The 7,100-nt window shown below is 72.4% G+C and carries 6 protein-coding genes; 3 read left to right on the plus strand and 3 right to left on the minus strand.

Annotation, left to right across the window (positions count from 1 at the left end; translation table 11 throughout):
- From ABTZ89_RS33005 to ABTZ89_RS33015, 3 genes are all read right to left on the minus strand, one after another.
- On the minus strand, window positions 1–877 hold an 877-nt coding region (locus ABTZ89_RS33005), incomplete at its 3' end, for an NAD(P)/FAD-dependent oxidoreductase (RefSeq protein ID WP_351052167.1).
- Complete coding sequence (locus tag ABTZ89_RS33010; protein WP_351052175.1) at window positions 874–2,940, minus strand: molybdopterin oxidoreductase family protein; 2,067 nt, start codon at window positions 2,938–2,940, stop codon at window positions 874–876. The genes ABTZ89_RS33005 and ABTZ89_RS33010, both read right to left, overlap by 4 nt.
- Before the next feature lies 1 nt (window position 2,941).
- A complete protein-coding gene (locus ABTZ89_RS33015) occupies window positions 2,942–4,336 on the minus strand; it encodes a nitrate/nitrite transporter (RefSeq protein ID WP_351052169.1) in 1,395 nt (464 codons plus the stop codon).
- A 186-nt stretch (window positions 4,337–4,522) separates the two neighbouring features.
- Here ABTZ89_RS33015 and ABTZ89_RS33020 point away from each other — a divergent pair, with 186 nt between their 5' ends.
- From ABTZ89_RS33020 to ABTZ89_RS33030, 3 genes are all read left to right on the plus strand, one after another.
- Entirely contained in the window at window positions 4,523–5,329 is an 807-nt protein-coding gene (locus tag ABTZ89_RS33020; protein WP_270951706.1) for an SIR2 family NAD-dependent protein deacylase, read from the plus strand.
- Between the two features lie 207 nt (window positions 5,330–5,536).
- Window positions 5,537–6,844, plus strand: coding sequence for an NlpC/P60 family protein (locus tag ABTZ89_RS33025; RefSeq protein WP_351052172.1), 1,308 nt, complete (start codon window positions 5,537–5,539; stop codon window positions 6,842–6,844).
- 123 nt (window positions 6,845–6,967) lie between these two features.
- Window positions 6,968–7,100 (plus strand): NTP transferase domain-containing protein (locus ABTZ89_RS33030; protein WP_502949633.1); only part of this gene is annotated, 133 nt, incomplete at its 3' end.

Below are 7,100 nucleotides of genomic sequence, written 5' to 3' on the forward strand. Positions count from 1 at the left end.
CGTCCTCCTCGACCAGCTGGTGACCGCAGAGCACCTTCAGGTGCCGGTAGACCGTGGAGCGGGGGACGTCCAGCTGGCGCGCGAGGGAAGCGGCCAACACCTCACCCTGGTCGCCGATGGCGTGGATGTGCGGATCGCTGGTGCGCAACCGGTCGTCGACCACGATCCCGTGGCGAACCGCCAGCCCGGCCCGCACCGCCAGCGCGGTTTTCGGCGCCACGCCGGTGCAGGAGACCACCACCTCGGCCGGAATCGCTTCGCCGCTGTCCAGGACCAGTCGACCGCGCAGGTGCTCGACCGCCCGGCGTTCCAACCGCAGCGCGAGCCCGAGTTCGCGGAGCCGGTCGGCGAGCAGCCGACCACCGGCCGGGTCCAACTGGCTGTCCATCAGGTGCGGCTGGGGGTGCACCAAGGTCACGTCGTGGCCGCGGGCCAGCAGCGCTTGCGCTGCCTCGACCCCGAGCACGCCGCCACCCAGCACGGCCACCGGGCCTGCGGCTCCGTCGATGCGTTCGCAGTCGCTCAACGTGCGAAGCGGCTGGATCCCGCGGATCCCGGGCGACCGCGGGCGGGAACCGGTGGCCAGCACCAGGACGTCGTAGGCGAGCTCTTCGCCGTCGCCGGTGCGCACTTTCCGCCGGCTGCGGTCGATTCGCGTGGCGGTCGTCCCCAGCCGGACCTCGGCGTCCACATCGGGCAGTCGCACAGCTGCGGGCGACAGCTCCCGCGCCAGCACCGAGCTCAGCAGCACCCGGTTGTAGGCGGGGTGCCGTTCAGCGCCCAGCACCGTGATCCGACCGGTGTGCCCCTGCACCCGCAGCCGCTCGACCAGCCGGTGGGCGGCCGGGCCGTTGCCGACGACGACGATCCGGGTCATCCGGGCACCACCTCCCGGGCCGGTTCGATGCGCACCGCGCTGACCTTGAACTCCGGCATCCGGCTGCGCGGATCGAGCGCGTCGCCGGTGAGCAGGTTCGCCCGGCCGGTGCCGGGGAAGTGGAACGGCAGGAACACCGTGTCGGTGCGCATGGTGCCCACCACCCGAACCCGGGCGACCGCGCTGCCGCGCGCCGACGTCACCCGGGCCAGCTCGCCGTCGGTGAGACCGGCGCGGTCGGCGGTGTCCGGGTGGATCTCCACGAACGGTTCGGGCGCGGCCTCGTTGAGCTCGTCCACCCGCCTGGTCTGCGCCCCGGACTGGTACTGCGCGAGCACGCGGCCGGTGGTGGCGGTCAGCGGGAAGGTCCGCTGCGGGGTCTCGGCGGGATCGCGGTGTTCGACCGCGGCGAATCGGGCCAGCCCGTCGGGGTGGGCGAAGGAGTCCAGGAACAGCCGCGGTGTTCCGGGGTGCTCGGTGTCCGGGCAAGGCCAGTGCAGGGCTTGTCCGGCGTCGAGCCGCTCGTAGCTGATCCCGGAGTAGTCGGCCTTGCCGCCGGCCGAAGCGCGGCGCAACTCCTCGAAGACCTCCCGCGGCCGGGTCGGGTAGCGGTGGCCCGGTTCGCCCAGCCGCACCGCCAGGCCGTGCAGGACCTCCAGATCGCTGCGCGCGTGACCGGGCGGCACCTGCAGCCGACGCCGGCGCAGGACCCGGCCTTCGAGGTTGGTCATGGTGCCCTCCTCTTCGGCCCACTGCGTGACCGGCAGCACCACGTCCGCCGACTGCGCGGTCTCCGACGGCACGAAGTCGGCCACCACCAGCAGGTCCAATGCGGACAGCCGCTGCGCCACGTGCGCGGCGTTGGGAGCCGAGACCACCGGGTTGGAACCGAAGACCAGCAGCGCTCGCGGCCCGTTCGCGGTGCCCAGCGCGTCCAGCAGCTCGTACGCGCTGCGTCCCGGCCCCGGCAGCGTCTCGGGCGCAACGCCCCAGACCCCGGCCACGTGCTCCCGGGCGTCCGGGGCGTCGATCATCCGGTAGCCGGGCAGCTGGTCGGCCTTCTGGCCGTGCTCGCGACCGCCCTGCCCGTTGCCCTGCCCGGTCAGGCAGCCGTACCCGCGACCGGGGCGCCCCGGCAGTCCGAGTGCGAGGGCCAGGTCGATGAACCCCGCGACGGTGTCCGCGCCGTTGCTGTGCTGCTCCGCGCCTCGACCGGTCAGCACGTACGCGCTCCCCGCCTCGGCGAGCATCCGCACCGCCTGCCGCTGCGCGGTCACCGGAACCCCGGTGACGCGCTCGACGCGTTCCGGCCACCAGGTCATCGCCCGCTGCCGGGCCGCTGCGAACCCGGTGGTGCGGGTGTCGACGTAGTCGTCGTCCACCCAGCCGTCGACGACCGCGATGTGCAGCAGACCCAGCGCCAGCGCCAGATCGGTGCCGGGCGCGGGCTGCAGGTGCAGCGCGGCGCGCTCGGCCGTGGCGGTGCGGCGCGGGTCGATCACCACCAGCCGAGCCGACCGCAGGTGCTGCATCAGCGGCGGCATGGTCTCGGCCGGGTTGGCCCCGGCCAGCAGGACCACGTCGGCCCCGCCGAGGTCGGTGACCGGGAACGGCAGCCCGCGGTCCACCCCGAACGCGGCGTTGCCCGCTGCCGCGGCCGAGGACATGCAGAACCGGCCGTTGTAGTCGATCTGGCTGGTGCCCAGCGCGAGCCGGGCGAACTTGCCGAGCAGGTAGGCCTTCTCGTTCGTCAGCCCGCCACCGCCGAACACCCCGACGGCGTCCGGCCCGTGCTCGCCGCGGATGCGTTGCAGACCGTCGGCGACGACGCGCAGCGCGGTGTCCCAATCGACCGGGACGAGCTCGCCGTTCCGGCGCACCAGCGGGTGCTGCAACCGGTCCGCCACGTCGAGCAGGGCGGGTGCGGTCCAGCCCTTCTGGCACAACCCACCGCGGTTGACCGGGAAGTCCGTCGGCCGCACCGACACGCCGCGCCGCTCGCGCGTCAGCCGGGTCCCGCACTGCAAGGCGCAGTAGGGGCAGTGCGTGGCCACGGTCCGCAACTCAGGCACGGGTGGCCTCCGCCTTCGACCGCGCCTCGACGGACCGCGGGCCAGCAGCGCTCCCGCGGGATCCCCGGAGGTAAACGGCCCAGGTGACGAGCGCGCAGAGCACGTAGTAGCAGAGGAAGACCAGCAGTGCCGCGTCGCCGTTGGCCGCCTCGCCGCCGTAGGAGGCGCGGAACGCCAGGTTGATGCCCACACCGCCGAGCGCGCCGACGGCACCGGCGATGCCGATGACGGCGCCGGACAACCGGCGGGCGCGGGAGAAGGCCGCGACGGCCTCGCCGCCGTCGGTGACCGCGTCCTCGGCCTCCTTCGCGAAGATCGCCGGGATCATCTTGTAGGTCGAACCGTTGCCGACCCCGGTCAGCACGAACAGCGCGATGAACGCCACCAGGTACATCGCGAAGGAGCCCCGCGACGAGGCGAACAGCAGCGCCCCGGTGCCGGCGGTCATCCCGGCGAACGCCCACAACGTCACCCGGCCACCGCCGAAGCGGTCGGACAGCCAACCGCCGACCGGGCGGGAGACCGAACCCAGCAGCGGGCCGAGGAAGGTCCAGCTGGCCGCCTGCAGCGGCGTGAACCCGAACTCGGTCTGCAGCACCAGGCCGAAGGCGAAGCCGTAGCCGATGAACGAGCCGAAGGTCCCGATGTAGAGCACCGAGATCCACCAGGTGTGCTTGTTCGCGGCGGCCTCGCGCAGCGCCCCGGGCCGGGCGCGAACCGCGTCCACGTTGTCCATGAACAGCGCCGCGCACAGGGCGGCGACCACGATCAGCGGCAGGTAGATCGCGGCCACGTAGGCCGGGTTGGTGCCACCGGCGACGGCGATCACCAGGAGGCCGACGACCTGCACCGCCGCCACGCCGAGGTTGCCGCCCCCGGCGTTGAGCCCCAGCGCCCAGCCCTGGTGGCGCTGCGGGAAGAAGGTGGTGATGTTGGTCATCGACGAGGAGAAGTTCCCGCCGCCCAGGCCCGCGGTCGCGCCGACGAGCATGAGCACCCACAGCGGGGTGCCGGGCTGCTGCACGAAGTAGCAGGCCAGTCCGGCGGGCACCAGCAGCACCGCCGAGCTGAAGATCGTCCAGTTCCGCCCGCCGAAGCGGGTCACCGCCGCGGAGTAGGGCAGCCGCAGCACGGCGCCCACCAGGTTCGGCGTGACCACCAGCAGGAACTTCTCGGACGCGGTGAACGGTAGGCCGATCTCCGGTGACATGAACAGCACCAGCACCGACCAGATGCTCCAGACGGAGAAACCGATGTGCTCCGAGACGATCGAGAAGATCAGGTTCCGCCGCGCCACGTGCTTTCCGGTGGATTCCCAGAAACGCTCGTCCTCCGGGTTCCACCCCTCGATCCAGCGGGCCCGGCCGGCGGGTGCTCTCGCGGTCACCTGGACTCCTTCCGTTGGTTGGACCGAACGTAGGAACCGGGTGTTTCCGCCGGGCTCGTTCCGCGTTACCTCGCTGCAAACCTGCCTTCACGAACCCGGGCCCGGTCGGTGTGAGCAGGCAGACGGTGGGCGATGCCGCATCGGACGCGGGGTTCGTGGGACCGTGTAGTCGTGGTGCAACGAGGCATGGGCGACTGGCAGCAGGCCCGAGAGCTGTTCGGCGGAGCGCGCCGGGTCACCGCCCTGACCGGGGCCGGGGTGTCGACGTCGTCGGGCATCCCCGACTTCCGCGGGCCCAACGGCCTGTGGACGAAGAACCCCGCGGCCCAGCGCCTCAGCGACATCGACAGCTACGTCGCCGACCCGCAGGTGCGCGAGCAGGCCTGGCGCAGCCGCGCCGAGCACCCGGCCTGGAAGGCCGAGCCCAGTGCGGCGCACCGCGCTTTCGTCGACCTCGACCGCTCGGAGCGGCTCCGCTCGTTGCTGACCCAGAACATCGACGAGCTGCACCAGCGCGCCGGCCTGGCCCGGGACCGGGTGCTGGAGCTGCACGGCACGATCTACCGGACGGTGTGCCTGGACTGCGGTGCGACCGGTCCGATGAGCGCGGTGCTGGAGCGGGTGGCGGCGGGGGAGTCCGATCCGCCGTGCCGTTCCTGCGGCGGCATCCTGAAGTCCGCCACCGTCTCCTTCGGACAGCCCCTGGACCCCGACGTGATCCGGGAGGCGCAGCGGGCCGCGCTGGACTGCGACCTGTTCCTCGCGGCGGGGACTTCGCTGACGGTGCACCCGGCAGCGGGCCTGGCCGAGCTGGCCGTCAAGGCAGGTGCCGCGCTGATCATCTGCAACGCCGAGCCGACGCCCTACGACGAGCTGGCCGCCGCGGTCGTGCGCGATCCGCTGGACGAGGTGCTGCCGGACCTGGTCGGCGCCCCGCTCACCGAACCGACCCGCCCGCTGAACACCTGGGGCGACCCGAGCACCTGGTCCTGATCGCCCGGCTCGCACGCTCGGTATCCCATTGGTTGGGAACCATGTGACCCGTGTGGTTGATGTTGCGCGTGTCGTGCTTGAGATCAGTGGTGCGTTCGGGACGAAAGTGGCAAGATCCCAATCCGTCGTATGACTCCATTCAGCCCAAAGCATGACCGCTGAATGGGCGTATCAGCGGAGGTGACGGTCGTGCCGGGAAGTCGTGGCGTGCGTAGGACCGCCGCTATCACGCTGCTCGTCGCCATCGGCCTGGCCGCGCCGGGTGTCGGTTCGGCCGTGCCCGCGCCGCCGCCGAACCCGAGCGACGCCGAGATCCAGGCCGGTCGAGCCAAGTCGCAGCAGGTGGCCGGGCAGGTCGGTGAACTGGCGAACCAGCTGGCCGAGGCGGAGTCCAAGCTGGTCGACCTGCAGGCGCAGGTCGAGCTCAAGATGGAGGACGCGAACAAGGCGCGCGTCGACCTGGATCGGGCGGAGGGCGCCTACAACGACGCCCGCCGCGTCGCGGACGCGGCCAAGGTCGACTCCGACGTCGCCGGGCAGCGGATCGACCAGCAGCGCCAGCGCCTGGACCGGTTCGTGGCGGGCAGCTACCGGCAGGGCAGCCAGGTCGGTTCGGCCACCGCCTTCGTCGGTTCCAAGAACCCCCAGGACGTGCTCGACCGCGCGCTGTTCCTGGACGTGATCAGCAAGTCCGAGCTCGACGTCATGGACGACCTCGAGCGCGCCCGCGTGGAGAAGGTCAACAAGGACTCGCTGGCCCGGGCCGCGCTCGAGGAAGCCGAGGCCAAGCGGCAAGCCGCCGACGACGCGCGTCGCGCGGCCGAATCGGCCCAGCAGGCGGCGATCGCGGCGCAGAACAGCCAGGCGGACCAGGCGCGGCAGCTGGAATCCGACAAGGCCGGCGTCGAGGCCCAGCTGGCCGAGGCCCGCTCGCACGTGTCGGGTCTGGAGCAGCAGCGCGGGCAGTACGAAGACTGGCTGGACGAGAAGCAGCGCGAAGAGGCCGCCGCCGCGCAAGCCGCTGCGCAGGCCGCGTCACAGTCGACGTCGGACTCCCGGGAGCCGGTGCAGCAGTCGGCCCCGGCGCCCAGCGGCCGGTCGGTCGAGGTCGTGATCAGCCGGGCGTTGTCCCAGCTGGGCGTGCAGTACGCCTGGGGTGGCGGCAACTCGCGCGGGGCGACGCGGGGCATCCGCGACGGGGGAGTGGCCGACTCCTACGGCGACTACGCCAAGACCGGCTTCGACTGCTCGGGGCTGATGCTCTACGCGTTCGCCGGTGCGGGCGTCCAGCTCGACCACTACAGCGGCTACCAGTACCAGTCCGGGCGCCGGGTGCCGCTGTCGCAGATGCGCCGCGGCGACATGCTGTTCTGGCAGAGCGGCGGCAGCATCCACCACGTCGCCCTCTACCTCGGCAACGGCCGGATGGTGGAAGCGCCGTACTCGGGTTCCCGGGTCCGCGTGACCTCGGTCCGCTACGGCGGCATCGCCCCGTACGCGGTCCGCATGCTCTGACCCCCGGCTCCAGCGCCCCTGCCGTGTCCTGCGCGGCAGGGGCGCCGTGCTGTTCGGGGGACTGGTTGGAGCGGGGGAGCGGGCGGCTGGAAGCATTGCGGTGTGGCGGAATTCGCGGCAGTGGTGCTGGCCGGTGGTCGGGCGCGTCGACTCGGCGGGGTGGACAAGGTCCTGCTGCCCGTCGGAGGGCGCACGCTGCTGGACCGCACCCTGGATGCGGTGGCCGAGGCCGACCCGCTGGTCGTGGCTCGAAGGC

The organism is Saccharopolyspora sp. NPDC002686, from assembly GCF_040295745.1.
Classification (GTDB): Bacteria; Actinomycetota; Actinomycetes; order Mycobacteriales; family Pseudonocardiaceae; genus Saccharopolyspora; species Saccharopolyspora oryzae.